The 24,343-nt window shown below is 72.0% G+C and carries 23 protein-coding genes and 2 pseudogenes; 17 read left to right on the forward strand and 8 right to left on the reverse strand.

The annotated features are described in order from the left end of the window. Position 1 precedes the first annotated feature (1 nt). Together ACIQ6Y_RS28350 and ACIQ6Y_RS28355 are read left to right on the forward strand one after the other, a co-directional pair. Complete coding sequence (locus tag ACIQ6Y_RS28350) at positions 2–406, forward strand: hypothetical protein (RefSeq protein ID WP_404042936.1); 405 nt, start codon at positions 2–4, stop codon at positions 404–406. Next, positions 403–1,131 (forward strand): SseB family protein, encoded by a 729-nt coding sequence (locus tag ACIQ6Y_RS28355; protein ID WP_404042938.1) that lies wholly within the window; start codon positions 403–405, stop codon positions 1,129–1,131. Before ACIQ6Y_RS28350 ends, ACIQ6Y_RS28355 begins: the two co-directional genes overlap by 4 nt. Position 1,132: 1 nt before the next feature. Here ACIQ6Y_RS28355 and ACIQ6Y_RS28360 read toward each other — a convergent pair whose 3' ends face one another. Beyond that, positions 1,133–1,489, reverse strand: coding sequence for a DUF1844 domain-containing protein (locus ACIQ6Y_RS28360; RefSeq protein ID WP_404042940.1), 357 nt, complete (start codon positions 1,487–1,489; stop codon positions 1,133–1,135). A gap of 336 nt (positions 1,490–1,825) precedes the next feature. Between ACIQ6Y_RS28360 and infC the strand changes: the two are divergent. The 10 genes and pseudogenes from infC (at position 1,826) to ACIQ6Y_RS28410 (ending at position 12,810) form a co-directional block, all read left to right on the forward strand. After that, positions 1,826–2,528 (forward strand): annotated as a pseudogene (infC, locus tag ACIQ6Y_RS28365) (translation initiation factor IF-3). A gap of 111 nt (positions 2,529–2,639) precedes the next feature. Continuing rightward, positions 2,640–2,834, forward strand: coding sequence for a 50S ribosomal protein L35 (gene rpmI / locus ACIQ6Y_RS28370; RefSeq protein ID WP_003977225.1), 195 nt, complete (start codon positions 2,640–2,642; stop codon positions 2,832–2,834). Positions 2,835–2,931: 97 nt separating this feature from the next. Next, positions 2,932–3,315: a 50S ribosomal protein L20 gene (gene rplT / locus ACIQ6Y_RS28375; RefSeq protein ID WP_004002577.1), complete on the forward strand. Its 384-nt coding sequence runs from the start codon at positions 2,932–2,934 to the stop codon at positions 3,313–3,315. A gap of 93 nt (positions 3,316–3,408) precedes the next feature. Next, a complete protein-coding gene (locus tag ACIQ6Y_RS28380) occupies positions 3,409–4,257 on the forward strand; it encodes a TrmH family RNA methyltransferase (RefSeq protein ID WP_404042942.1) in 849 nt (282 codons plus the stop codon). A 96-nt stretch (positions 4,258–4,353) separates the two neighbouring features. Continuing rightward, positions 4,354–5,502, forward strand: a complete 1,149-nt coding sequence (locus ACIQ6Y_RS28385) for an ATP-binding protein (RefSeq protein ID WP_404042944.1) — start codon at positions 4,354–4,356, stop codon at positions 5,500–5,502. A 138-nt stretch (positions 5,503–5,640) separates the two neighbouring features. Next, positions 5,641–6,762 (forward strand): phenylalanine--tRNA ligase subunit alpha, encoded by a 1,122-nt coding sequence (pheS, locus tag ACIQ6Y_RS28390; RefSeq protein ID WP_404042946.1) that lies wholly within the window; start codon positions 5,641–5,643, stop codon positions 6,760–6,762. Next, positions 6,762–9,275 (forward strand): phenylalanine--tRNA ligase subunit beta, encoded by a 2,514-nt coding sequence (gene pheT / locus ACIQ6Y_RS28395; RefSeq protein ID WP_404042948.1) that lies wholly within the window; start codon positions 6,762–6,764, stop codon positions 9,273–9,275. Before pheS ends, pheT begins: the two co-directional genes overlap by 1 nt. A gap of 210 nt (positions 9,276–9,485) precedes the next feature. Continuing rightward, positions 9,486–10,550: a PP2C family protein-serine/threonine phosphatase gene (locus ACIQ6Y_RS28400; protein WP_404042950.1), complete on the forward strand. Its 1,065-nt coding sequence runs from the start codon at positions 9,486–9,488 to the stop codon at positions 10,548–10,550. Positions 10,551–10,805: 255 nt separating this feature from the next. Next, positions 10,806–12,146, forward strand: a complete 1,341-nt coding sequence (locus ACIQ6Y_RS28405; RefSeq protein WP_404042952.1) for a transcriptional regulator — start codon at positions 10,806–10,808, stop codon at positions 12,144–12,146. Between the two features lie 118 nt (positions 12,147–12,264). Then, entirely contained in the window at positions 12,265–12,810 is a 546-nt protein-coding gene (locus ACIQ6Y_RS28410; protein WP_404042954.1) for an NUDIX hydrolase, read from the forward strand. On the opposite strand, the gene ACIQ6Y_RS28415 is transcribed toward ACIQ6Y_RS28410, so the two are convergent. Beyond that, a complete protein-coding gene (locus ACIQ6Y_RS28415; RefSeq protein WP_404042956.1) occupies positions 12,807–13,064 on the reverse strand; it encodes a hypothetical protein in 258 nt (85 codons plus the stop codon). The two genes, ACIQ6Y_RS28410 and ACIQ6Y_RS28415, sit on opposite strands and share 4 nt — an antisense overlap. A 183-nt stretch (positions 13,065–13,247) precedes the next feature. Next, on the reverse strand, positions 13,248–14,108 hold the full coding sequence (locus tag ACIQ6Y_RS28420) for a 3-hydroxybutyryl-CoA dehydrogenase (protein ID WP_404042958.1): 861 nt from the start codon (positions 14,106–14,108) through the stop codon (positions 13,248–13,250). A gap of 179 nt (positions 14,109–14,287) precedes the next feature. Here ACIQ6Y_RS28420 and ACIQ6Y_RS28425 point away from each other — a divergent pair, with 179 nt between their 5' ends. Beyond that, a complete protein-coding gene (locus ACIQ6Y_RS28425) occupies positions 14,288–15,517 on the forward strand; it encodes a glycoside hydrolase family 10 protein (protein WP_404043376.1) in 1,230 nt (409 codons plus the stop codon). 156 nt (positions 15,518–15,673) lie between these two features. Here ACIQ6Y_RS28425 and ACIQ6Y_RS28430 read toward each other — a convergent pair. Together ACIQ6Y_RS28430 and ACIQ6Y_RS28435 are read right to left on the reverse strand one after the other, a co-directional pair. Further along, positions 15,674–15,865: pseudogene (locus tag ACIQ6Y_RS28430) on the reverse strand (DUF1918 domain-containing protein); the annotation flags it as partial. A gap of 19 nt (positions 15,866–15,884) precedes the next feature. Next, the gene (locus ACIQ6Y_RS28435) at positions 15,885–16,805 is read right to left on the reverse strand and encodes a DMT family transporter (RefSeq protein ID WP_404042960.1); all 921 of its coding nucleotides are present in this window, start codon (positions 16,803–16,805) and stop codon (positions 15,885–15,887) included. Between ACIQ6Y_RS28435 and ACIQ6Y_RS28440 the strand changes: the two genes are divergently transcribed. The 3 genes from ACIQ6Y_RS28440 to ACIQ6Y_RS28450 all read left to right on the forward strand — a co-directional run bounded on the left by ACIQ6Y_RS28440 (position 16,804) and on the right by ACIQ6Y_RS28450 (position 19,382). After that, on the forward strand, positions 16,804–18,243 hold the full coding sequence (locus tag ACIQ6Y_RS28440; RefSeq protein WP_404042962.1) for a PLP-dependent aminotransferase family protein: 1,440 nt from the start codon (positions 16,804–16,806) through the stop codon (positions 18,241–18,243). The genes ACIQ6Y_RS28435 and ACIQ6Y_RS28440 overlap by 2 nt on opposite strands. Before the next feature lie 43 nt (positions 18,244–18,286). Further along, entirely contained in the window at positions 18,287–18,727 is a 441-nt protein-coding gene (locus tag ACIQ6Y_RS28445) for a GNAT family N-acetyltransferase (protein WP_404042964.1), read from the forward strand. Positions 18,728–18,800: 73 nt separating this feature from the next. Beyond that, on the forward strand, positions 18,801–19,382 hold the full coding sequence (locus ACIQ6Y_RS28450; protein ID WP_404042966.1) for a histidine phosphatase family protein: 582 nt from the start codon (positions 18,801–18,803) through the stop codon (positions 19,380–19,382). Positions 19,383–19,435: 53 nt separating this feature from the next. On the opposite strand, the gene ACIQ6Y_RS28455 is transcribed toward ACIQ6Y_RS28450, so the two are convergent. Beyond that, positions 19,436–19,882, reverse strand: a complete 447-nt coding sequence (locus ACIQ6Y_RS28455; protein WP_404042968.1) for a DUF6314 family protein — start codon at positions 19,880–19,882, stop codon at positions 19,436–19,438. Positions 19,883–20,030: 148 nt separating this feature from the next. On the opposite strand from ACIQ6Y_RS28455, the gene ACIQ6Y_RS28460 reads away from it, so the two are divergent. After that, entirely contained in the window at positions 20,031–22,526 is a 2,496-nt protein-coding gene (locus ACIQ6Y_RS28460; RefSeq protein WP_404042970.1) for an alpha-L-arabinofuranosidase C-terminal domain-containing protein, read from the forward strand. A 45-nt stretch (positions 22,527–22,571) separates the two neighbouring features. Here ACIQ6Y_RS28460 and ACIQ6Y_RS28465 read toward each other — a convergent pair whose 3' ends face one another. Continuing rightward, a complete protein-coding gene (locus ACIQ6Y_RS28465; RefSeq protein ID WP_404042972.1) occupies positions 22,572–23,765 on the reverse strand; it encodes a hypothetical protein in 1,194 nt (397 codons plus the stop codon). 33 nt (positions 23,766–23,798) lie between these two features. Beyond that, complete coding sequence (locus tag ACIQ6Y_RS28470) at positions 23,799–24,281, reverse strand: hypothetical protein (protein WP_404042974.1); 483 nt, start codon at positions 24,279–24,281, stop codon at positions 23,799–23,801. Between the last annotated feature and the right edge of the window lie 62 nt (positions 24,282–24,343).

Consider the following 24,343-nt stretch of genomic DNA (forward strand, 5'->3'; position numbering starts at 1 on the left):
CATGGCGGAACCCCTCTTCTACCTCGACCGCTCGGACATCCTCGACGGCAGGCTCGCCGAGGTCCGCGACGGGATGCGCGAGCTGGCCGGCTTCGTCCGGGCGCGCGAGCCGCGGCTGATCGCCTACCACCTCTTCGTCGACGAGACCGAGTCCACCATGAGCGTGCTGGCCGTCCACCCCGACTCGGCGTCGCTGGACCTCCACCTGCGCGTCGGCGGACCGAGGTTCCGGGCGTTCGGCGCACTCGTCCGCATGCGCTCCATGGACGTCTACGGCAGCCCGGACCCGGCTGTCGTGGACGCGCTCCGCGAGAAGGCCGAGTACCTCGGCGGGGCCACGCTCACCCTCCACGCCTGGCAGGCGGGCTTCAGCAGGCTCCTGCCCCCGATAGGGTCGGACACGTGAACAAGAACATCCCCGACCCCGGCTTCCGCGACGACGACGGCTCGGCCGACCCCCGGCTGAGCGCGGCCCTCGCGACCTGGGCCGAGGACCGCACGGCCGTCGCCCCCGTGCTGGAGGCCCTCAAGGGCGCCAGGCTCCTCGTGCCCGTCGTCGCCGTGCTCGGCGAGGTCGAGGAGGACGAGAACGGCCTGCGCCGCGAGAAGACCAGCGACATGGCCGTCCCCACCCTGAAGGCCGGCTCCCGCACCGCGCTGCCCGCTTTCACCTCGACCGAGTCGCTGACCCGCTGGGACCCCGAGGCCCGCCCCGTCGCCGTACCGCTGCACCAGGCGCTGCAGGCGGCCGCGCACGAGAAGGCCGACACGGTGGTGCTGGACCTGGCGGGGCCGGTGCCGTTCGAGCTGACCCGGCCGCTGCTGCTGGCCCTCGCGGAGGGACGCACCAGCGCCGACCCGCTGACCGATCCGGCGGTCGTGGAGGCCGTACGCGCCGCCGTCGCGGGCGAACCGGCCGTGCTGCGCGCCCACCTCGGCCCCGGGCAGGCCGACGGCACCCTCGCCCTGGTCCTCGACCCGGCCGCGGCCCCCGCCGACACCGCCCGCGCGGTGGCTCGGCGTCTCGCCGCCGACGAAACACTGAGGGCCCGCCTGGTGCGTGGTCTCGACCTGGCAGTGCTGCCGGCCGAGGCCACGCCACCCGGCGAGCCCCTCTTCGTACGCGCGTGATCTAGCCGTACACCGGGCCGGTGTACTTCTCGCCCGGGCCCTGGCCCGGCTCGTCCGGGACCAGGGACGCCTCGCGGAAGGCGAGCTGGAGCGACTTCAGGCCGTCGCGCAGCGGGGCGGCGTGGAAGGAGCTGATCTCGGTCGTGCTCGCGTCGAGCAGGCCGGCGAGGGCGGTGACCAGCTTGCGGGCCTCGTCCAGGTCCTTGTACTTGTCGCCCTCCTCGGTGAGGCCGAGCTTCACCGCGGCGGCGCTCATCAGGTTGACGGCGACCGTCACGATCACCTCGACGGCCGGCACCTCCGCGATGTCGCGGGTCATGTCGTCGTAGGCGGGCGTGTCTGGGGAGGTCTCACTCATGCCTCTCACGATAGGCCCCGGCCGAGCCCGGTTCGCACCGCCCCCGGGTTGCTGCTAACCTTGTGTAACGACCGGCTGGACACTGACGTGTGCAGCCCACAAGTGGAGGCTCCGATCTCCCACCTGACCGTCCTCCGGGACGGCGGGTCACCCGGTCAGGCGGCCACCATCGTTCCGTACGGACGATGGAGTCGCCCGAAAGCGCGCCCCGCGATCATCGCGGCGGTGCTCCGGTTGTGTTTGGAGCCCCGCCTGTGATCGTCCGGGGCATTTTTTGTGCTTCGGCGCGGTTAGGTCTTACGAAAGAAGACATACGCGGCTGTCCGCCAGACCGCCGTGTGGTGCTAACCGAGGAGGATCCATCAGCGCCGAGCCCCGCATCAACGACCGGATTCGCGTTCCCGAGGTGCGACTTGTCGGTCCCAGTGGCGAGCAGGTGGGCATCGTCCCGCTGGCCAAGGCACTGGAGCTTGCGCAGGAGTACGACCTGGACCTGGTCGAGGTCGCGGCGAACGCCCGTCCGCCCGTGTGCAAGCTCATGGACTACGGGAAGTTCAAGTACGAGTCGGCCATGAAGGCCCGTGAGGCGCGCAAGAACCAGGCGCACACGGTCATCAAGGAGATGAAGCTCCGGCCGAAGATCGACCCGCACGACTATGACACCAAGAAGGGTCACGTCGTCCGGTTCCTCAAGCAGGGCGACAAGGTCAAGATCACGATCATGTTCCGTGGTCGCGAGCAGTCCCGGCCCGAGCTGGGCTACCGACTGCTGCAGCGTCTCGCGGAGGACGTCCAGGACCTCGGTTTCGTCGAGTCGAACCCGAAGCAGGACGGCCGAAACATGATCATGGTTCTCGGTCCGCACAAGAAGAAGACCGAGGCGATGGCCGAGGCCCGCCAGGCGCAGGAAGCCCGCAAGGCGGAGGCGAAGGCCAACCCCGGCCGTTCGATGAACGCCGCGGACCCCGACGCCGCGAACGCCGAGGCCCCGGCCGAGGCCCCGGCCGAGGCTCCGTCCGAGGCATCCGCCGAGGCGTGACCCCGGGGGACGTCAGTCCCCAGGACGTAACCGATACAAGAGCGACGCTCCACCGTGCCCGGTTTTCGCGACCGGGCACCGGAGCGCCACCGACGAGGAGAGAACGGCGCTATGCCGAAGAACAAGTCGCACAGCGGTGCCAGCAAGCGCTTCAAGATCACCGGCTCCGGCAAGGTGCTCCGCGAGCGCGCCGGCAAGCGCCACCTGCTCGAGCACAAGTCGTCCCGCGTGACGCGTCGCCTCACCGGCAACGCCGAGATGGCCCCGGGCGACGCCGCGAAGATCAAGAAGCTTCTCGGCAAGTGAGGCCGGGCGCGCAGCGCCTGATCCCCCTCTAGACCGGGACCCAATCGTTTCCGGGCCGTGTGAGTCCAACCACGGCCCCGCTACAAGGAGTTAACAAGTGGCACGCGTCAAGCGGGCAGTCAACGCCCACAAGAAGCGCCGGGCGATCCTCGAGCAGGCTTCCGGCTACCGCGGTCAGCGTTCGCGGCTGTACCGCAAGGCCAAGGAGCAGGTCACCCACTCGCTGGTCTACAACTACAACGACCGCAAGAAGCGCAAGGGCGACTTCCGTCAGCTGTGGATCCAGCGCATCAACGCCGCTGCCCGCGCCAACGGCATCACCTACAACCGCTTCATCCAGGGTCTGAAGGCCGCCAACGTCGAGGTCGACCGCAAGATCCTCGCCGAGCTGGCGGTCAACGACGCGGGCGCGTTCGCCGCGCTGGTCGAGGTGGCCCAGAAGGCGCTGCCGAGCGACGTCAACGCTCCCAAGGCTGCGTGACGCCGCGCCGGCCTTGAGCCGACGTGACTGGACGGACCCGCGGGCTCAACGCCCGCGGGTCCGTTGTTGTTGAAAGAGGTGAAGGTGAACCGTATGTCCCCTGCCAGCCCCGAGCTGATCTCCCCCCGTTCGCCCCGCGTGTCCGCCGCACGGCGGCTCGCCAAGCGGAACTTCCGGGGGAAGGAGCGGCTGTTCCTCGCGGAGGGGCCGCAGGCCGTGCGGGAGGCGGCGGCGCACGGGGACAACCTCGTGGAGCTGTTCGCGACCCTCGAGGCCGCGGAGCGGTACGCGGACATCGTGGGGGAGGCGCGTGACGCGGGCGCCCGGATCCACCTCGCCTCCGAGGAGGTGATCGCCGACATCTCCACCACCGTGACCCCGCAGGGCCTGGTCGGCGTCTGCCGCTTCCTCGACACGCCCTTCGAGGACATCCTGCGCGCCCGGCCGAAGCTGGTCGCCGTGCTGGCGCACGTGCGCGACCCCGGCAACGCGGGCACCGTGCTGCGCTGCGCCGACGCCGCCGGAGCGGAGGCGGTCGTCCTCACCGACGCGTCCGTCGACCTGTACAACCCCAAGGCCGTACGGGCCTCCGTGGGCTCCCTGTTCCATCTGCCGGTCGCCGTCGGCGTCCCGGTCGAGCGGGCTGTCGCCGGGCTCCAGGAGGCGGGCGTACGCATCCTCGCCGCCGACGGGGCCGGGGACCGCGACCTCGACGAGGAGCTGGACAAGGGCACCATGGGCGGCCCCACCGCCTGGGTGTTCGGCAACGAGGCCTGGGGCCTGCCGGAGGAGACCCGCGCCCTCGCCGACGCCGTGGTGCGCGTGCCGATCCACGGCCGGGCCGAGTCGCTGAACCTCGCGACCGCCGCAGCCGTATGCCTCTACGCCTCGGCCCGTGCACAGCGCGCCGCCACAGGCTGCCGCTCCGTCACCGAAGGCTAGTAGGGTGACCTGCCCTGGGGCCCTCCCCAAGCTCTCGGCTGCGCTCGTCGAGCGGGGAGGCACCTCCATGCCGTCTGAGAGGTGGGACACGGGGATATGAGCGTCGGCACGGGCAGCGCAGCGGGGGCGGAAGACGCGAGCCGCCCGCCCGAGCTGCGCCTGGACGCCCCTGCCGGGCTCGGGGTGGACCCCGACGACCTGCCCGAGGGGCTCGTCGTCGCGGACGAGCAGGGGCGGGTGATCTGCTTCAACGCCGCCGCCGAGCGCATCACCGCCGTCTGCGCCGCGGACGCCCTCGGGCAGCGGCTGGACAAGGCCCTGCCGCTGGAGGACCTCGAAGGGCGGCGCTGGTGGCAGGTGACCGACCCCTACGGCGGGCTCGCCATACGGATCGGGCAGCCGGAGCGCAACCTGCTGCTGCCCGGCGCCCGCGAGGTGCTGGTCTCCGCCCGCTATGTGCGCGACGAGCCCACCGGACCCGTACGGCGGGTCGTCGTGTGTCTGCGCGACACCGAGGCCCGGCGCCGCACCGAGCGCAGCCACGCCGAGCTGATCGCCACCGTCGCCCATGAGCTGCGCTCGCCGCTCACCTCCGTGAAGGGGTTCACCGCCACCCTGCTGGCCAAGTGGGAGCGGTTCACCGACGACCAGAAGCGGCTGATGCTGGAGACCGTCGACGCCGACGCCGACCGCGTCACCCGGCTCATCGCCGAGCTCCTCGACATCTCCCGGATCGACTCCGGCCGCCTGGAGGTGCGCCGGCAGCCCGTCGACATCGGCGCCGCCGTCGGCCGGCACATCCAGGCGTACGTCGCCGCCGGACAGCCCGCCGACCGGTTCCTGCTGCGCGTCGAGCAGCCGCTGCCCGACCTGTGGGCCGACCCCGACAAGATCGACCAGGTGCTCGGCAACCTCCTCGAAAATGCCGTGCGGCACGGTGAGGGAACTGTCACGATCGACGTCAGGCCCGCCCCGTCCCCCCGCGAGGGGGAAGGCCACGAGAACGCAGCCACGTCGGTCACCGTGAGCGACGAAGGCCCCGGCATCCCGGAGGAGTCCATGAACCGCGTCTTCACCCGCTTCTGGCGGGGCAGCAAGCGCGGCGGCACCGGGCTCGGCCTCTACATCGTCAAGGGCATCGTCGAGGCCCACGGCGGCACCATCACGGTCGGCCGCGCCCCCGCCGGCGGCGCCGAGTTCCGATTTACGTTGCCCGTGGCGGCACCGGCGTATCTCGCCCAGTGACCCACGGGCGCATCCGTACACCCTCACCCCGTTAGACTCGGCCTTTGGCACCTTTGTGTCCTGCACACGGCCCAGACGAGCCAGCTCACCGGCCGGTCACGGGGACCATCCGCCAGCCAATCGGAAGCACGGGAAGAGATGTCGGCACCGAATAAGTCGTACGACCCTGTAGAGGTCGAGGCGTTGAAACCGGAAGAGATCGAGCGCATGCGGGACGAGGCGCTCGCCGCCTTCGCCGCCGCGGACTCCCTCGACGCGCTCCAGGACGCGAAGGTCGCCCACACCGGCGGCACCTCCCCGCTGGCCCTCGCCAACCGCGAGATCGGCGCCCTGCCCCCGCACGCCAAGGCCGCCGCCGGAAAGCTGGTCGGTCAGGCCCGCGGCGCGGTGAACAAGGGCCTCGCCGCCCGCCAGGCGGAGCTGGAGGCCGAGCGCGACGCACGCGTCCTCGTCGAGGAGGACGTCGACGTCACGCTGCCGTACGACCGCGTCCCGGCCGGCGCCCGCCACCCGCTCACCACGCTCTCGGAGCGCATCGAGGACATCTTCGTGGCCATGGGCTACGAGGTCGCCGAGGGCCCCCAGGTCGAGGCCGAGTGGTTCAACTTCGACGCCCTCAACATCGGCCCGGACCACCCGGCCCGCGGCGAGGCGGACACCTTCTTCGTGCAGGGCCCGGACGGCGGCACCGAGTCGGGCGTGGTGCTGCGGACCCACACCTCCCCGGTGCAGATCCGCTCCCTGCTCGACCGTGAGCTGCCGGTGTACGTGATCTGCCCCGGCCGGGTGTACCGCACCGACGAGCTGGACGCCACGCACACCCCCGTCTTCCACCAGGTCGAGCTGCTCGCCGTGGACGAGGGCCTGACCATGGCGGACCTCAAGGGCACCCTGGACCACATGGTCCAGTCGCTGTTCGGCGAGGGCATGAAGACCCGGCTGCGGCCGAACTTCTTCCCGTTCACCGAGCCGTCCGCCGAGATGGACATGGTGTGCTACGTCTGCCGCGGCGAGTCCGTCGGCAACCCCGACCGCCCCTGCCGCACCTGCTCCTCCGAGGGCTGGATCGAGCTCGGCGGCTGCGGCATGGTCAACCCGCGGGTGCTGGCCGCCTGCGGTGTCGACCCGGAGAAGTACAGCGGCTTCGCCTTCGGGTTCGGCATCGAGCGGATGCTGATGTTCCGCCACAACGTCGAAGACATGCGAGACATGGTCGAGGGTGACATCCGGTTCACCCGGCCCTTCGGGATGGAGATCTGATGCGGGTCCCGCTTTCTTGGCTGCGGGAGTACGTCGACCTGCCGGCCACCGAGACCGGCCGTGACGTCCAGGCCAAGCTCATTTCGGCCGGTCTGGAGGTCGAGACGGTCGAACAGCTCGGCCACGACCTCAAGGGCCCCCTGGCCGTCGGCCAGGTGCTGACGATCGAGGAGCTGACGGAGTTCAAGAAGCCCATCCGCTTCTGCACCGTCGACGTCGGCCAGGCCAACGGCACCGGCGAGCCCCAGGAGATCATCTGCGGCGCCCGCAACTTCCAGGTCGGCGACAAGGTCGTCGTGGCCCTCCCCGGCGCCGTGCTGCCCGGCGACTTCCAGATCGCCGAGCGCAAGACGTACGGCCGGGTCTCCCGCGGCATGATCTGCTCCAGCGACGAGCTGAACATGGGCGACGACGGCACCAAGGGCATCATCGTCCTGCCGCCGGAGACCGAGATCGGCCGCGACGCCGTCGAGCTGCTCGAGCTGGTCGACGAGGTGCTGGACATCGCCGTCACCGCCAACCGCGGCGACTGTCTGTCCATCCGCGGCGTCGCCCGCGAGACCGCCATCGCCTACGGCCTGCCGCTGAGCGACCCGGCCCTGCTCGACGTACCGGCGCCGAACGCGTACGGCTACCCCGTCCAGGTCACCGACCCGGCCGGCTGCGACCGCTTCACCGCCCGGACCGTCTCCGGTCTGAGCCCCGAGGCGCGCTCCCCGCTCTGGCTCCAGCGCCGCCTGCAGAAAGTCGGCATGCGCCCGATCTCGCTCGCGGTCGACGTCACCAACTACGTGATGATGGAGCTCGGCCAGCCGCTGCACGCCTACGACCGTGGGCTGGTCCAGGGCACCATCGGCGTCCGCCGCGCGGCCGAGGGCGAGGAGATCGTCACCCTCGACGGTGTCGAGCGCAAGCTGCACGCCGAGGACCTCGTCATCACCGACGACCGCGGGCCCATCGGCCTCGCGGGCGTCATGGGCGGCGCCAACACGGAGATCGCCGACCACGACGACACCGAGAACGCGACCACCGACGTCGTGATCGAGGCCGCACACTTCGACGCGGTCGCCATCGCGCGCACGGCCCGCCGCCACAAGCTGTCCTCCGAGGCCTCCCGCCGCTTCGAGCGGGGCGTCGACCCGGCCGCCGCCGCGGCCGCCGCCCAGCGCACCGTCGACCTGCTGGTCCTCCTCGCCGGCGGCACCGCCGACGCGGGCGTCACCGAGGTCGTCGCGCCGTCCGGGCCGCACACCATCAGCGTCCCGGCCGACCACCCCGACAAGGTCGCGGGCGTGCACTACGGCCGGGAGACCGTCGTCCGCCGCCTCCAGGAGATCGGCTGCGACGTCTACGGTCAGGACGAGCTGATCGTCACCGTCCCGTCCTGGCGGCCCGACCTCCTCGAGGTCAACGACCTCGCCGAGGAGGTCATCCGCCTGGAGGGCTACGAGAACCTGCCCTCCACGCTGCCCAAGCCGCCGTCCGGCCGTGGCCTCACCCACCGCCAGCGGCTGCACCGCCGCGTCGGCCGCGCCCTCGCCGGCGCCGGCTACGTCGAGGCGCCGAACTACCCGTTCGTCAGCGAGCAGGTCTTCGACCAGCTGGGCCTTGAGGCCGACGACCCGGCCCGCCGCGTCGTGAAGCTGGTCAACCCGCTCAACGACGAGGAGCCCGCCCTCCGTACGTCGCTGCTGCCGGGCCTGCTGGCTGCCCTGCGGCGCAACGACGGCCGTGGCTCGCACGACCTGGCTCTCTTCGAGACGGGGCTGGTGTTCCAGCCGCGCGAGGAGCAGGGCGTCGCCGGCCATCTGCCCGTCGACCGCCGGCCCACCGACGAGGAGCTCGCCGCGCTGAACGCCGTGCTGCCCGAGCAGCCGCGCCATGTCGCCGTCGTCCTCGCGGGCGCCCGCGAGCAGGCCGGCTGGTGGAGCAAGGGCCGCCCGGCCGACTGGGCCGACGCGATCGAGGCCGGGCGCGCCGTCGCCCGTGAGGCCGGTGCCGAGCTCGTCGTCCGCAAGGGCGCGTACGGGCCGTGGCACCCCGGCCGCTGCGCCGAGTTCGCGGTCGTCGTCGACGGGGCGGAGGTCGTCATCGGCCACGCCGGTGAGCTGCACCCCCGCGCCGTGAAGGCGTTCGGTCTGCCCGCGCGCACCTGCGCGATGGAGCTGGACCTGGACGCCCTGGAGCGCTCCGGCGACGGTGTGCCGCAAGCGCCGAGCATCTCCACCTTCCCGGTCGCCACGCAGGATGTCGCGCTCGTCGTGGACAAGCCGGTGCCGGCGGCCGAGGTCGAGGCGGCGCTGCGCGAAGGGGCCGGTGAACTGCTGGAGGGCATCCGGCTGTTCGACGTCTACGAGAACGCCGAGCAGCTCGGTGACGGGCGCAAGTCCCTCGCGTACGCGCTGCGGTTCCGGGCCGGTGACCGGACGCTGACCGTGGACGAGGCGTCTGCGGCCAGGGACGCGGCTGTTGCCCTTGCCGGTGAGCGGACCGGGGCCGTCCTGCGCGGCTGAGCGCGGTGGGGCTGCGCGAGTCGTCCGGCTGCAGGCCGTGGTCGCTTCTCGCGCAGTTCCCCGCGCCCCTGGGGACATGCACCCAAGTCACTCATACGGGTGACAAAACCGGGCGTAGTGGCCCCCCTCGGCCATGACTCGACAGAATCGGACCGGCCTTTCGGGGCCGGTCGATCTGTGCTGTCAGGGCCTGGATGGGGGGCCATCGACATGATTCGCATCAGGCGGCCGCTGCGCAGGGCCCTTGTGCTGGGACCGCCCACGGCGTGGGGCGCCGTGGCGATCACCTACAAGCTCCTCTGCCCGATGGAACAGCAGGGCGGGCTCGGCGCGCGGATTCTCACCAGCGCCGTGTTCTTCGCCGTCGGCACCGGGCTGATACTCCACGTCCGGCGGACCCTGCTGCACGAGCTGCGCCAGGTGCGGCGGGTCGCCCGGGCCGCGCAGAGCGTCCTGCTGCGGCCGCTGCCGCCACGGGTCGACGGGCTGAACACCGCCGCCGCCCAGCTCTCCGCCGACCGCGCCGCCTGTGTCGGCGGCGATCTGTACGAGGTGGTCGGCACCGAGCACGGCGTCCGGGTCGTGATGGGCGACGTACGCGGGCACGGGCTCGCCGCCCTCGGCACCGTCGCGGCTCTCCTCGGCAGCTTCCGCGAGGCCGCGCACGACGAACCCGACCTCGGCCGCGTGCTGCGCCGCCTCGACCGCGCCATGGCCCGGCACCTGCGAGAACGGGCCCGCTGGGAGCACCCGTCGTCCGGCGTGGCTCCCGCCGACAGCCCCGTCGCCGAGGAGTTCGTGACCCTGCTCCTCCTGGAGATCCACCGCGACGGCGAGATCCTCGCCCTCAACTGCGGCCACCCATGGCCGTACCGCCTGGCCGGCCCCACGGTGACGCCCCTGTCCGGGGCCGACCCGCTGCCTCCCCTCGGCCCCTTCCCCCTCCCGGCCGACCTCCCGGCCCTGACCTGCGACGCCCTCCTCCCGGGCCAGTCCCTGGTCCTCTACACGGACGGCGCGGAGGACGCCCGCGACAGCAGGGGCCGCTTCTTCGACCTGAGGGGAGCGCTGGAGGAGCTGGCAGGTGGCTCTCCCCAGGTCATCCTGCGGACGGTTCTCAAGGCCTTGCTGAGCCACAGCGGCGACTGGACGACGGACGACATTGCTTTACTGGTCCTACAGAACGACCGAACGGGCGCCCGGTGCATGCCCTCAGGGGCGCGGGGAACTGCGCGAGAAGCGACCACACACCCGCAGCCGACGAACCACCGCTAGCCCCACAGGCCGGCGTCGCCGTCCGCCGAGCCACGGAGTGTCGGGCAGGCAGCCGGGCGGACGGCGCGAAGCGGGCCGCCGCACTGTACGAGGGGGAGCCGGCGGCCCGGCCGGCCTCTTGCGAGGCATCCCAGTCAACCGGCCGGAAACTCTCCGCAACAGCGCGCGCACGCTGCGGATTCGCGTACTCCGTTCACACCCCGTGTGAAGGCGAACCCACTACGCTGTCGGGCACCGAGCCACCGGGGGGCACCCATGCAGCCCAACACACTGCTCGACGCGATCCTGGACGAGGCCGGGATCTCGCACGCCGGGCTGGCCGCACACGTCAACCAGGCCGGGCGCGCCCGCGGCCTGGCGCTGCGATACGAACACACCGCCGTGGCCCGCTGGCTGAAGGGCCAGCGCCCGCGCGGCCAGGTGCCCGACCTGATCTGCGAGGTCCTCGCGGCCCGGCTGCACCGGCCGGTCACGCTCGACGACATCGGCCTCGGCGTCCCCGGCGAGCCGACCGTCACGCACGCCGGCACGCTGTCCGGGTTCGTGGAGCGGGCCACCGCCCTGTGGCGCTCCGACGAGCAGCAGCGGCCGCACATCCTGGGCGCGCCCGCGGTCACCGGCACGCCCGCGGTGATGCCGGTGTGGGAGTGGGAGAACCCGCCGGAGGACGTGGACGTCTCGCGCGGCGGCCGGCACCGGGTGACCTCGGCCGATCTGGAGATGCTGCGGGCGGCCCGTACGCACTACGAGCAGATGTACCGCAAGGCCGGTGGCGTGGCGACCCGAAGCCGGATCGTCGGCTTCCTCAACGCCGAGGCGGCCCCGCTGCTGCGCGGCAGCTACACCGACGCGACGGGCCGCCAACTGCACCGGGCGACGGGCGGGTTGGTGGCGATCGCCGGGATCTGCGCGTACGACTCGGACGCGCACGGCCTCGCCCAGCGCTACTTCCACCAGGCGCTCAGGCTCGCCAAGGCCAGCGGGGACCGGGGCCTGGGCGCGTATGTGATCGCGCTGCTGGTGAACCAGTCGCTGTTCATGCGTGAGCACCGTCAGGCGGTCGCCTTCGCGGAGGCCGCGCTGCGGGCCGCGGGCAAGCACATCACGCCCGCGCTCGCCTCCGACCTGTACGCGATGCAGGCGAAGGCGTACGCGCACCTCGGCGACGGCACCAGCGCGCTGTCCTGCATCCGGCGGGCCGAGGCGGCCGCCGAACGCATCCGGCGCGGGATCGAGCCCGACGAGACCGGCTATGTCCAGCCCGGTCTGGTCAACGTCCAGGTGGCGGAGGCGCTGCTCAGTCTGGGCGAGCTCCAGGCGGCGGCCGAGCACGCGGCGGCCGCGGTGGACAACCCGGCGCACGACCGGGGCCGGGTGCACCGGCTGGCGATGCTCTCCACGATCGAGCTGCGTCAGGGCAACGCCGACAAGGCCGTGGCCACCGCGGTGCAGATGGCCGAGCAGGCGCGGGGCATGGAGTCGCAGCGGCTGCGCGACAGACTCCGCGCGGTGCGCGAGCACCTGGTGGGCAGCGGCTGTTCGGGCACGGCGGAGGCCGCCGAACTCATCGACGGGGCACTGCGCGTACCGCTGTGACCCCCTGCTCCGGCCCGCCTCTGTGCGCCCGCCGCGCTGCCAACGCTCGTCCCTGTGCCTGCTGCCGGACCGCTCCTGCTGCGATATTGCCACTTACTCGGCGGAAGGTGGCAGAACCGTGCAGTGGACGAAACAGAACGAACAAACTGTGTACTCAAACCGCTGGTTCAGCGTCAACCTGGCGGATGTCGAGCTGCCGGACGGCCGGCATCTCGACCACTTCCTGATACGGCTGCGGCCCGTCGCCGTGGCCACGGTGGTCAACGAGGCCAATGAGGTCCTCCTCCTGTGGCGCCACCGCTTCATCACCGACAGCTGGGGGTGGGAACTCGCGGCCGGCGTCGTCGAGGACGGCGAGGACATCGTCCGGGCGGCCGCCAGGGAACTGGAGGAGGAGACAGGCTGGCGGCCGGGACCCCTGCGCCACCTGATGAGCGTGGAGCCGTCCAACGGGCTCACCGACGCCCGGCACCACATCTACTGGGCCGACGAAGGCGAGTACATCGGTCATCCCGTGGACGACTTCGAGTCGGACCGCAGGGAGTGGGTCCCCCTCAAGCTCGTCCCCGACATGGTCGCCCGTGGCGAGGTCCCGGCCGCCAACATGGCGGCCGCACTGCTGTTACTGCATCACCTCAGGCTCGGCCAGGACACGCACGGCTAACGCCCCAGCGCCTGCCAGACCGTCACGACGAGCGCGCCCACGGCCGTGACGGCCGCGATCGAGGGCAGGGGCCAGCGGGTGTGCTCCAGGGAGGTGAGCCGGGTCTCCAGCTCGTCCACCTCCTTGGCGGTCTCCTCGGTGCGATGGGTGAGCAGAGTCAGTCCGCCCTCGACCCTGGCGTACGCCACATCGAGGCGGCGTCGTAACTCTGCGAGTTCCCCTTGGATCACGGGATGCTCGGGATCGGCGGTCACGGGTCCGCTCCTTTCCGTAGTGGATTCACATCCCTTGCATGCGCGTCATGAGTCAACTCGCCTGGTGGGCGCGTGGGGAGAGTGTGCGAAGGGCATATGCGTGCCCGCCGCGCACACGGTGTGTGAATGCCGCGGGCCCGGCACTCGGAAGAGTGCCGGGCCCGCGGCGGTGACTGTGTGTGCTCAGCTGTAGGTGTAGAACCCCGAGCCGGTCTTACGGCCGAGGCGGCCCGCGTCGACCATGCGCTGGAGCAGCGGGGGAGCGGCGTACAGCGGCTCCTTGTATTCCGTATACATCGAGTCGGCGATCGAGGCGATCGTGTCCAGACCGATGAGGTCGGAGAGCTTCAGCGGGCCCATCGGGTGGGCGCAGCCGAACTCCATGCCGTTGTCGATGTCCTCGCGGCTGGCGATGCCCGACTCGAACATCCGGATCGCGGAGAGCAGGTACGGCACCAGCAGCGCGTTGACCACGAAGCCCGAGCGGTCCTGGGCGCGGATCGCGTGCTTGCCCAGCGCCTTCTCGGCGAACACCTGGGCGCGGCTGAGCGTGCCCTCGGAGGTGGTCAGGGCCGGGATCAGCTCGACGAGCTTCTGCACCGGGGCCGGGTTGAAGAAGTGGATGCCGATCACATGGTCGGGGCGCGAGGTCGCCACGGCCAGCTTCACCAGGGGGATGGAGGAGGTGTTGGAGGCCAGGATCGCGTCCGGGCGGGTCACCACCTGGTCGAGGACCTGGAAGATCTCGGTCTTGACCTGCTCGTTCTCCACGACGGCCTCGATCACCAGATCGCGGTCGGCGAACTCGCCCAGGTCGGTGGTGAAGCTCAGCCGCGCCAGCGTGGCGTCGCGCTCCTCGTCCGAGATCTTGCCGCGCTCGGCCGCCTTCGCCAGGGAGTTGAACAGCCGGGTGCGGCCGATCTCCAGGGCCTCGCCGGTGGTCTCGGCGACCTTGACGTCGAGTCCGGCACGGGCGCACACCTCGGCGATGCCCGCGCCCATCTGACCGCAGCCCACCACTCCGACGCGCTCGATGTCTGTCACATCGTCCCTTTCGCTGCTTGTGTACGGCTGTGGCAGGCCGGCGGGGTTCCGCCCCTGCTCCGTTCGTGCACGTTACCTCCAAGTATCGATGATCGATCGCCGGGGTCGGGCATCCTGGGCGCGGAGACGATCCGTGACCGTGCGGATCCGGAGCGTATGGGATGTGTTTCGTGGGACGGATGTCACGGCGGGCGTTCGCGGTGGCGACTCTGGCGACCCTCGTGACGGGCGGCGAGGCGGTCGCACAGGGAGTGAAGGGCCCTCGGCCGGGATGGCCGCGGGCCGTCAGGGAGATGCGCGGCATGTGGCTGGCGACCGTCGCCAACCGGGACTGGCCCTCGGTCCCCGGGCTGTCCGCGGCCCGGCAGCGCGCCGAGCTGCTCGCCCACCTCGACCGGGCCGTCGAGCGGCGGCTCAACACGGTGATGTTCCAGGTGCGGCCCACGGCCGACGCGCTGTGGCCCTCGCCGTACGAGCCCTGGTCGCAGTATCTGACCGGGGTGCAGGGCCGCCACCCCGGCTGGGACCCGCTCGGCACGGCCGTACAGGAGGCGCACGCGCGCGGGCTGGAGCTGCACGCGTGGTTCAACCCGCTGCGGGTGGCCAACCACTCCGACCTCACGCAGCTCGTCTCCTCCCACCCGGCCCGCCGCCACCGCGACTGGGTCGTCGCCTACGGAGGCCGGCTGTACTACAACCCGGGCCTGCCCGAGGTCCGGGACTTCGTGCACGACGCGATGCTGGACGCCGTACGCAAGTATCCGGTGGACGGGGTGCACTTCGACGACTACTTCTACCCGTATCCCGTCCCCGGCCAGACCTTCGACGACGACGAGGCCTACGACTCCTACGGCGGCTCCTTCAGTGACCGGGCCGCCTGGCGGCGCGACAACATCGACCGGCTGGTGCGCGACATGGGGACCCGGATCGAGCAGGTCCGGCCCGGCACCCGGTTCGGCGTCAGCCCGTTCGGGGTGTGGCGCAACGCGAGCACCGACCCGCTCGGCTCGGACACGGACGCGTTCCAGTCCTACGACGAGCTGTACGCGGACTCCCGTAAATGGGTGCGGCAGAACTGGATCGACTACATCTGCCCGCAGCTGTACTGGCACATCGGCCACGAGACCGCCGACTACGCCAAGCTGGTGCCCTGGTGGGCCGAGGTCGCCCGGGGCACCGGCACACAGCTCTACGTGGGGGAGGCCCTGTACAAGGCGGGCCTCCCGGGGGAGCCGGCGGCCTGGCAGAACCCGGCGGAGCTGTCCCGGCACCTCACGCTGGCCGGGGGCCATGCGGAGGTGCGCGGGCACGTCTTCTTCGCGGCGACCGGGGTGGCCACCGACCCCGACGGGGCGATGGCGCGGGTGGTCGCCGACCACTACGGCGCGCCGGCGCTGCCCCCGCGCTGACTCACTTCACTGTCAGGGCATCTGCCGTCCCGGCGGCATCGACCGGCCGGGCATCGGCTGCTCGGACGGCATCTGCTGCCCGGTCATGGGCCGGCCGGTGACCGGCCGCTCGGGCATCGGCTGCCCGGACATCGGCTGTCCGGTCATTTCCTGGCCGGTCATCGACTTCTTGTGCCGGATCTCGGTGTCCGGCCCCGGGGAGCAGACGCCCTCATGGCCGTCCTCGAAGCGGACACGGTACGGCGGGGTGCCCTCCTGCCCCATCACTTCGACGATCTCGCCGACCTTGTCGTGCTGTCCGACCACCCTGCCGTGCTGGACAAGCTGGTCGCCCACGGTTGCACGCATCGGGCCTCCTCAAGGTGTGTCAGCCGCGCGCCCGTTGGGTCACGGCGATGCACACCAGCACCGCCGCGGCCGTCAGCGGGGCGGCCACTGTCAGGTGCTCGCCCAGCAGCAGCACCGACCACACCAGTGTGAGCAGCGGCTGGGCCAACTGCAACTGGCTGGCCTTGGGAATGCCGATGAGCGCCATGCCCCGGTACCAGACGACCAGACCCAGGAACTGCGAGCCCGCCGCCACCCACAGCAGCCCGGCCAGGCTGTGCCCGGTCAGGTGCACGGGCTCGTACGACAGCGCGACCGCCGACCCGATCACGCCGAGCGGCGCGCACAGCACCAGGGCCCAGCCGATGACCTGCCAGCCGGGCATCACCCGGGCCAGGCGGCCGCCCTCGGTGTAGCCGGCCGCGCACACCAGCAGCGCGGCGAAGAGATAGAGGTCGGCGCCGGTGAGGGCGCCGCCGCTCTGCTGCACGGTGAACGCCACGACCGCAGCCGCGCCGGCCAGCGCCGCCGTCCAGAAGGTCCGCGAGGGACGGTTGCCCATGCGCAGCGCGGACAGGGCGGCGGTGGTCAGCGGGAGCAGTCCGACGACGACGGCCGCGTGCGCGGTGGTGGACGTCTGCAGCGCGAGGGTGGTGAGCAGCGGGAACCCGACGACGACTCCGGCGCCGACCACCGCGAGCCCCGGCCAGTGCGCCCGCGCGGGCAGCGGCACCCGCAGCGCCAGCAGACAGCCGCCCGCGATCAGCGCGGCGAGCACGCTGCGCACGGCCACCAGCGACCAGGGGCCGAAGCCCTCCAGGCCCCAGGCCGTCGCGGGGAAGGTCAGCGAGAAGGCGGTGACGCCCAGTGCGGCCTGGACGACGCCGAAGGAGGATGACCGCTGCTGCGGGGCGTCGACTGCTATCCGACTCGGGGCGATAGCGCTACTCTGTGCTCTCATGCATGAGCGTAGCAGTGTCGGTGAACTGGCGAACACCCTGCGGAGCGAGCTCAACCGCTACTCTCCGGGTGAGAAGCTGCCGTCGAGCCGGGCCCTCGTCGAGCGGTTCCGGGTGAGCCCGGTGACCGTGTCGCGGGCGCTGGCCCAGCTGGCCGCCGAGGGGCTGGTGGTCACGCGCCCCGGTGCCGGGGCCTTCCGGGCGCGGCCCCGCGAGACGCCCGCCGCGACCGGGGACACCTCCTGGCAGGAGGTCGCGCTCAGCGCCGACGGCGCCGCCGACCTGGTGCCGCGCACGGTGGACGCCTCCGGGGTGACCGTGTCGCTCGCCGCCCCGGCGGCCGGGGTGATCGAGTTCAGCGGCGGCTATCTGCACCCCTCCCTCCAGCCCGAGAAGGCGATGGCCGCCGCCCTGTCCCGGGCCGGCCGGCGTCCCGGCGCGTGGGGCCGGCCGCCGCTGGAGGGGCTGCCGGAGCTGCGGGAGTGGTTCGCGCGCGGTCTCGGCGACACCGTCAGCGCCGCCGATGTGCTGGTCACCGCGGGCGGCCAGTCGGCGCTCACCACCGCCTTCCGGGCACTGGCCCCACCCGGCGCGCCCGTCCTCGTCGAGTCGCCCACCTACCCGGGCATGCTGGCCATCGCACGGGCCGCGGGCCTGCGCCCGGTGCCGGTCCCGGTGGACGCCGACGGGGTGCGCCCGGAGCTGCTGGCCGACGCCTTCAAGGCCACCGGCGCCCGGGTGTTCGTCTGCCAGCCGCTGTTCCAGAACCCCACCGGCGCCGTGCTCGCCCCCGAGCGGCGCGGTGAGGTGCTGCGGATCGCCCGCGCGGCCGGCGCCTTCGTCGTCGAGGACGACTTCGTACGACGCCTCGCCCACGAGGACGCCGGTGCGCTGCCGCGCCCGCTGGTCGCCGACGACCCCGACGGCGTCGTCGTCCACGTCGGCTCGCTGACCAAGGCGACCTCACCGAGCTTCCGGGTGAGCGCGCTCGTCGCCCGCGGGCCCGTCCTGGAGCGGCTGCGGGCGATCCAGGTCGTCGACACCTTCTTCGTCCCCCGCCCCCTGCAGGAGGCCGCCCTGGAACTGGTCGGCTCCCCGGCCTGGCCCCGCCATCTGCGCGCCCTCGGCACCCAGTTGCGCGCCCGCCGCGACGCGATGGTCTCCGCCCTCAGGCTGCACCTGCCCGAACTCGACCTGCCGCACGTCCCCTCCGGCGGCTACCAGCTCTGGGTCCGCCTCCCCGACGACCTCGACGAGACCCTCCTGCCCTCCGCCGGCGCCCGCGCCGGTGTCTCCCTCACCCCCGGCCGCCCCTACTTCTGCGCCGAGTCGCCCGCCGGCCACCTCCGCCTCAGCTTCGCCGCGGCGGCCGGTACGACCGAGATCGCCGAGGGCGTACGACGCCTGGGGGCGGCCTGCGAGGAGCTGCGCGGCTCGTGAAACCTGGTCGACCGGCCCCGCGCCGGGCTGCGAGCATCCCCGCATGACAGACACCACCGCCCTCCCCGACGGCTACGAGCTCTCCACCGACCCCGACCGCATCGACGCCGAGCGGGTGCACCGCTGGCTGTCCACCGACGCGTACTGGGCGACGGGCCGGACCCGCGAGAAGCAGGACCGGGCGATCGAGGGGTCGCTCAACTTCGGGGTGTACGACACGGTGTCGGGGGAGCAGGTGGCGTACGCCCGGGTCATCACCGACCGGGCGACCTTCGCCTGGCTGTGCGACGTCTATGTGGACCGGTCGGTGCGCGGCAAGGGGGTCGGTACGGCGCTCGCCGTGGCGGTGCGCGAGGAGCTGCGGCCGTACGGGCTGCGGCGCATGCTCCTCGCCACGCACGACGCCCACGGGGTGTACGAGAAGGCCGGGTTCGCCCCGCTGGAGAACCCGGACCAGTGGATGGCGCTCCTTTTCGGCCAGTGAGACCCGGCCCACTCTGCGTAACCCCTCAGTAACGGCTCTTGACCAGCGCACTCTTCAGGCCCACCATCCCCGCATGGCACTTCGGGTCACCTTCGTCGCCGCCGCGCGCAGCTCCGCGGTGCTCGCCGAGCGCTTCCAGGACGACCGGCCGCTGGACCAGGCGGGCTGGGACGAGGTCCAGCACGTCGCCGGCGGCCTGCTGCCGCTCGCGGCGGCCGACCTGCGCTACTGCTCGCCCACCCCGCGCAGTCGCGCGACCGGTGACGCCCTCGGCTACGCGCCGCTGGTGCAGCTCGCCCTGCGCGACTGCGACATGGGCCGCTGGAACGGGCTGACGCTGGGCGAGGCGATGGCCCGTGAGCCGGGCGCGGTGGACGCCTGGCTCGCCGACCCGCGCGCCACTCCGCACGGCGGCGAGTCGCTGCTGGCGTTCATCTCCCGGGTCGGCGGCTGGCTGGACACCCGGCCCGTGGAGGACGGCTGCCGTATCGTCGCGGTGGCCGAGCCCTCGGTGATCCGGGCCGCCCTGGTGTACGCCCTGAAGGCCCCGCCCTCGACGTACTGGAACCTCGACGTGCGCCCCTTGTCGGCCACCACTCTGGCCGGTCAGCGGGGCCGCTGGAACCTGCGCCTCGACATGGCCGCCGCGGCCTAGGACCTGTCTTCCGGATCATGCCGGCGTCGCGGGCCTGATCCGGACGACAGGCCCTAGGCGGTTTCGCGCGTGTAGTCCGTGACCAGCAGCAGGTCCTTCGCCGGTCCGCCCACCCGCCATACCGTGCGCCAGTGGTCGGCGTCGGCGACGGTGAACTCCCCGCGGTAGAGGTCCGCGGAGCAGGGGTGGTCGGCGATGTGCCGGCCGGTCCTCAGGTCGAGCGAGTGGAAGGGCCGCCCGTCGGCGAAGCGGACGTCCGCCGTGCCGGCCTGTGGCCCCGGCACAAAGCGCAGCGTCCGCTCGGCGGGCCGGGTGACCCCGTGCCAGGTGAAATCGCCGGTCTCCCGGTGCAGCAGGCCGCCGCCGGAAAGTGGCGTGAAAGCGGTGGCCCCACGGAAGGCGCCCTCCGAGCCGTCCCCCAGATCTCGGACGACCCGTTCGACCCGCCACCCGCCCGCCAGATAACTCAGCGCCTCGGGCACTGGCCAGAACTCGCCCATCTCGTCCCGCAGTCCTTTCCCAGCCGTCGCTGCGCGACCCATTGACGCGTCAACGCCCCCTCCCTATCTTGCCGTTCGAAGTGCTGACCAACGTCCGATATTTCGAACCATGATGCGCCCCGAGCAGGGGCAGAGCCGCGGAGTATCCATGTCACGCACCACCCGCACACGCCGGGTCCGCCGGAGAGTCGGCCTCACCGCCGGTGCCGTCCTGGCGGCCACGGCCGTCGTCGTCCCCGCCCCCGCCCACGCCGAGGCGGTCACGGACTACGCGATCACCCTCGACCCCGGCGCCCGGGGCGCGGCGATCGACGACACGATGTACGGCGTCTTCTTCGAGGACATCAACCGCGCCGCCGACGGCGGTCTGTACGCCGAACTCGTACAGAACCGGTCCTTCGAGTACTCCACCGCCGACAACGGCTCCTACACGCCCCTGACCTCCTGGGCGGTGGACGGCACGGCCCAGGTCCTGAACGACACCGGCCGCCTGAACGACCGCAACCGCAACTACCTCTCCCTGAGCGCCGGTTCGACCGTCACGAACTCCGGCTACAACACCGGCGTCCGTATCGAGCAGGGCAAGCGCTACGACTTCTCGGTGTGGGCCCGCGCCGAGGCCGGCAGCACCCTCACGGTCGCCCTGCGGGACGCGGCCGGCACCCTCGCGACAGCCCGCCAGGTGGCGGTGTCGGGCGGCTGGCGGAAGTACACCGCCACCTTCACCGCGACCCGCACCAGCTCCCGCGGCCGCCTCGCCGTGACCTCCTCCGGCGCCGCCGCCCTCGACATGGTCTCGCTCTTCCCGCGCGACACGTACAAAGGCCAGGCGAACGGCCTGCGCAAGGACCTCGCCGAGAAGATCGAGGCCCTGCACCCGGGCTTCGTCCGCTTCCCGGGCGGCTGCCTGGTCAACACCGGCTCGATGCAGGACTACAGCGAGGCCTCCGGCTGGCAGCGCAAGCGCAGCTACCAGTGGAAGGACACCATCGGCCCCGTCGAGCAGCGCGCCACCAACGCCAACTTCTGGGGCTACAACCAGTCCTACGGCCTCGGCTACTACGAGTACTTCCGCCTCTCCGAGGACATCGGCGCGATGCCGCTGCCCGTCGTGCCCGCGCTGGTGACCGGCTGCGGCCAGAACCGGGCCGTGACCGACGACGCCCTGCTCAAGCGGCACATCCAGGACACCCTGGACCTGATCGAGTTCGCCAACGGCCCGGCCACCTCGACCTGGGGCCGCAAGCGCGCCGAGATGGGCCACCCCAAGCCGTTCCACCTCACCCACATCGAGGTCGGCAACGAGGAGAACCTCCCCCAGGAGTTTTTCGCCCGCTTCCAGCAGTTCCGCACCGCCATCGAGGCGCGGCACCCGGAGATCACCGTCATCTCCAACTCCGGCCCCGACGACACCGGCGCCATCTTCGACACCGCCTGGAAGCTCAACCGCGAGGCGGGCGTCGGCATGGTCGACGAGCACTACTACAACAGCCCCCAGTGGTTCCTGCAGAACAACGACCGCTACGACAGCTACGACAGGAACGGCCCCAAGGTCTTCCTCGGCGAGTACGCCTCCCAGGGCAACGCGTTCGAGAACGCCCTCTCCGAAGCCGCGTTCATGACCGGCCTGGAGCGCAACGCCGACGTCGTCAAGCTCGCCTCCTACGCTCCGCTGCTCGCCAACGAGGACTATGTGCAGTGGCGCCCGGACCTGATCTGGTTCAACAACCACGCCTCCTGGAACTCCGCCAACTACGAGGTCCAGAAGCTGTTCATGACCAACGTCGGCGACCGGGTCGTGCCCTCCACCGCGACCGGCACCCCGGACGTCAGCGCCCCGATCACCGGCGCGGTCGGCCTGTCGACGTGGGCGACGAGCGCGGCGTACGACGACGTGAAGGTCACGGCCGCCGACGGCACCACCCTGCTGAGCGACGACTTCTCCGGTGACGCCTCGAAGTGGACCCACAGCGGCGCCGGCAGCTGGAGCATCCAGGACGGGGCCTACGTCCAGACCGACGAGGCCGCCGAGAACACCCTGGTCACCGCCGGTGACCCGGCCTGGCACGACTACGACCTGAAGGTGAAGGCCACCAAGAAGTCCGGCAAGGAGGGCTTCCTCGTCGCCTTCGGCGTCAAGGACACCGGCAACTACTACTGGTGGAACCTCGGCGGCTGGAACAACACCCAGTCCGCCGTCGAGCAGGCCGTGAACGGCGGCAAGTCGACCCTGCTCTCCAAGGCCGGCTCCATCGAGACCGGCCGCACCTACGACCTTCAGGTCAAGGTCCGCGGCCGCCAGGTGAGCCTCTACCTCGACGGCACGCTCTGGGACAGCTTCACCGACAACAAGCAGGCCGAGCCGTTCCGCCAGGTCGTCACCGAGGACGAGCGCACCGGCGACCTGATCGTCAAGGTCGTCAACGCCCAGCCGACGGCGGCCCGTACGGCGATCGACCTCGGCCGCGACGACGTCTCCTCGCGGGCCCGGGTGACCACCCTGGCCGCCGACCCCGGTGATGTGAACACCGAGTCGGACACGCCGGTCACCCCGGTGACGTCCACCTTCTCGGGCGTCGCCGAGAAGTTCTCGTACACCTTCCCGGCGCACTCGGTCACGTTCCTGCGGATCAGGCAGGGCTGACGAGCGACACGGCGCGGGCCATCGTTTCGGCGGTGGCCCGCCCTGTCACCAGTAGGCCCGGTCGTCCCAGGACCGGAACCCGGCGAACTCCAGCGGGTCGTCGTCCTCCTCGTCCAGCCGGACCAGCCCCGGCGTGACGAGCGCCCCGCGCTGCCAGGCGAGCAGCGTGTCCAGCAGCCCGCCCTCCAGCGGCGGTCCCTGCTGGGCATGCCGGGGCCAGAGGACCAGGGGCCAGGCGTCGGGGTCCGGCCCTTTGGTGAGCCAGCCCAGATAGTCGGCGTCGATGGAGTTGGCGAACGGCAGGAAACCGCCCGGCTCGGGCCACGCCGGCAGCGGAAAGTCGTCCGGGTGGCTCTCCCGCAGGCTCCGGTAGCCCTCCAGCGTCTCCTCGACGTGCGTGACGAACCGCCGCTCACCGGTCCGCAGCGGGGTGTGGAAGCGCAGCCACTCGCTCCAGATCCCGGCGCCGTACAGGTCCATCATCGCCATGTACTCGGTGGGCAGCCGCGTGCCCAGTTCCGCGAACAGCCCGTCCCAGTCGCCGCCCCCGAGATACGGCTCGACGGGTGGGGGCGCGAGCAGCCGAAGCGCGTCGAGCCCGGTGCCGGTCTCCAGGGCGAGCCGCCGCTCCTCCTCGCCGAGCCGCGGGGGCACCGGCACCGGTGGGACCCACGGCACGGGAGAGTCCGCCAGGAAGTCGGGCCGGGCCCGGCTCCCGTACAGCGGCCCGATCACCGGCCCGGGCGGCGTGGGCGTCTCCCACCCCTCCCGCACGGTGTACCGCAGATACGCGCCGAGCCCCACCTCGTACCGATGCCAGGGCAGCAGCCCGCTGCCGGGTATGGCCCCCCGATGCAGCACGACGACGGGCCATGCGTCGGGGTCCTCCGACCGGGAGGTGTCCCAGAAGAACAGATCGCCGTCCTCGCTGTCGCCCCACGGCAGCAGCCCACCGGGCTCCGGGTACAGCACCGGACACCCGGCCTCGCCCCGCGCGTCCCGCAGCACCCGCCGCAGCCACCTGCTCCAGTCGTACGCGTCCCCGTCCCCGCAGGGCACATGCACATTGAGGAACCCGCCCACCTCCACAGGGCCGCACTCCCCGGCCAGCCGCCGGTAGTCACCGGGCAACCGCACCCCGAGCCACTCCTCGACGACCTCCCAGTCCACAGCCACGGGTTCCGGCGGCTGGGCGGCGTAGATCTCGGTGTAGTCGGTCAGGCTCGGGCACACGCGCATCCTCCGGATGATCTTCGGCGGACCCCGATTCTGTCACCGGTGACAGAACACGCACCCGTCCCAGAACGGCAGCGCGCTCAGCACCCGGTGCCGTACGCAGCAGGCGCCGCACCCCTCCACCGGCAGCACGTCGCCCGCCGGGCGCGCGCCGGCCGGGTCGAAGCGCTCGACGATCTCGTGGAACCGACGCAGACACGCCTCGGCGTACGGAGGGGCGTAGCCGAGGTCGTCCCACCGGTGGCGCCGCGCGGCCAGGCCGACGACCCGCAGCACGAAGTCCTTCGCCGCGCCGCGCTCCTCGGCCGAGTCCCCCCAGTCGAGTTCCGCGAGGTCGAAGCCGACCGCGCCCCGGCCCATCACGTTCTGGTCCTGGAGCGCCAGCAGGGCGGCGAACCGGTACTCCCACTCCCGTCCGGCCAGCGCCGACACGGCGAGCGTCAGCACCTCCACGAAGACCTGGGTGGCACTGTTGGAGAGGTCCAGCTCGTCGCCCGCGGCCCCGAAGTCGTTCGCCATGCGGTCAGGCCAGGGCGTGGGCGACCCGGTGAGCGCGCCTGGGCACTCCTCCGTGAAGCGAT

Source organism: Streptomyces sp. NPDC096205 (assembly GCF_044763135.1).
Lineage (GTDB): Bacteria > Actinomycetota > Actinomycetes > Streptomycetales > Streptomycetaceae > Streptomyces.

Bases quoted from the DNA above. Each gene is read 5' to 3' on its own strand.
- ACIQ6Y_RS28350 (WP_404042936.1), top strand. From the start codon at position 2: ATGGCGGAACCCCTCTTCTACCTCGACCGCTCGGACATCCTCGACGGC.
- ACIQ6Y_RS28400 (WP_404042950.1), top strand. From the start codon at position 9,486: ATGATTCGCATCAGGCGGCCGCTGCGCAGGGCCCTTGTGCTGGGACCG.
- ACIQ6Y_RS28440 (WP_404042962.1), top strand. From the start codon at position 16,804: ATGCATGAGCGTAGCAGTGTCGGTGAACTGGCGAACACCCTGCGGAGC.
- ACIQ6Y_RS28435 (WP_404042960.1), bottom strand. From the start codon at position 16,805: ATGAGAGCACAGAGTAGCGCTATCGCCCCGAGTCGGATAGCAGTCGAC.
- ACIQ6Y_RS28465 (WP_404042972.1), bottom strand. From the start codon at position 23,765: ATGCGCGTGTGCCCGAGCCTGACCGACTACACCGAGATCTACGCCGCC.
- ACIQ6Y_RS28460 (WP_404042970.1), top strand. From the start codon at position 20,031: ATGTCACGCACCACCCGCACACGCCGGGTCCGCCGGAGAGTCGGCCTC.
- ACIQ6Y_RS28385 (WP_404042944.1), top strand. From the start codon at position 4,354: ATGAGCGTCGGCACGGGCAGCGCAGCGGGGGCGGAAGACGCGAGCCGC.
- pheS (WP_404042946.1), top strand. From the start codon at position 5,641: ATGTCGGCACCGAATAAGTCGTACGACCCTGTAGAGGTCGAGGCGTTG.
- ACIQ6Y_RS28425 (WP_404043376.1), top strand. From the start codon at position 14,288: ATGTCACGGCGGGCGTTCGCGGTGGCGACTCTGGCGACCCTCGTGACG.
- ACIQ6Y_RS28455 (WP_404042968.1), bottom strand. From the start codon at position 19,882: ATGGGCGAGTTCTGGCCAGTGCCCGAGGCGCTGAGTTATCTGGCGGGC.
- ACIQ6Y_RS28405 (WP_404042952.1), top strand. From the start codon at position 10,806: ATGCAGCCCAACACACTGCTCGACGCGATCCTGGACGAGGCCGGGATC.
- rpmI (WP_003977225.1), top strand. From the start codon at position 2,640: ATGCCGAAGAACAAGTCGCACAGCGGTGCCAGCAAGCGCTTCAAGATC.
- pheT (WP_404042948.1), top strand. From the start codon at position 6,762: ATGCGGGTCCCGCTTTCTTGGCTGCGGGAGTACGTCGACCTGCCGGCC.
- ACIQ6Y_RS28445 (WP_404042964.1), top strand. From the start codon at position 18,287: ATGACAGACACCACCGCCCTCCCCGACGGCTACGAGCTCTCCACCGAC.
- ACIQ6Y_RS28360 (WP_404042940.1), bottom strand. From the start codon at position 1,489: ATGAGTGAGACCTCCCCAGACACGCCCGCCTACGACGACATGACCCGC.
- ACIQ6Y_RS28450 (WP_404042966.1), top strand. From the start codon at position 18,801: ATGGCACTTCGGGTCACCTTCGTCGCCGCCGCGCGCAGCTCCGCGGTG.
- ACIQ6Y_RS28470 (WP_404042974.1), bottom strand. From the start codon at position 24,281: ATGGCGAACGACTTCGGGGCCGCGGGCGACGAGCTGGACCTCTCCAAC.
- ACIQ6Y_RS28380 (WP_404042942.1), top strand. From the start codon at position 3,409: ATGTCCCCTGCCAGCCCCGAGCTGATCTCCCCCCGTTCGCCCCGCGTG.